Here is a 559-nt window from a genome sequence, read left to right as displayed (position 1 = left end):
ATCCTCCGCCAGCACACGAGACAACCTGCCCACACCACAACCGAAATCCAGCACCCGATCACCGAGCCCGACCCCACGGGACTCCATCAGGTTCCGCACAAACGTCATGTCCCGCACGCCATAGGCGAAGAACTCGTCCAGATCCCAACGCCCACCCCTGCGATCGGGATACGACATCACACCCCAATACGGATCGGTGCGCCCCACGTACTCCCACACATCACGAAACGCCTGCCCCAGTTCACCCACCACCGCAGCCTAGTACACCCACACCGGCATCCGAACCGACAAGTCGATACCGACCTCTGGGCTTTCCCGGCGGTGACGCGGCGACGTGAGGCGTCGACCGACGATCGGGCCACCGCAGCCCGCCGGTCGAGCGGCCGTCACGACTGGGGCACTCCGTTGGGCTGCATGCAGATACCCCCGCTCGGCACACCCTCGCACAGCGCCTTGATCGCATCCTCCGCCTCGGGCCGAGTGCCGAACGCTCCGCTCCCCGCGAGCGCGGCGTGACCGTTGCGCAGCCGGAACCGGTACCGGCCGGTGGAGTCCTGAT

General features: G+C 66.7%; 1 protein-coding gene. It reads right to left on the bottom strand.

Annotation, left to right across the window (positions count from 1 at the left end; all coding sequences use genetic code 11):
* Positions 1–249 (bottom strand): hypothetical protein (locus ABD323_RS44615; RefSeq protein WP_344447681.1); only part of this gene is annotated, 249 nt, incomplete at its 3' end.
* Positions 250–559 lie beyond the last annotated feature (310 nt).

Source organism: Kitasatospora nipponensis, from assembly GCF_039528135.1.
Taxonomy (GTDB): Bacteria; Actinomycetota; Actinomycetes; order Streptomycetales; family Streptomycetaceae; genus Kitasatospora; species Kitasatospora nipponensis.
This window is presented reverse-complemented; position numbering and strand designations above follow the sequence as displayed.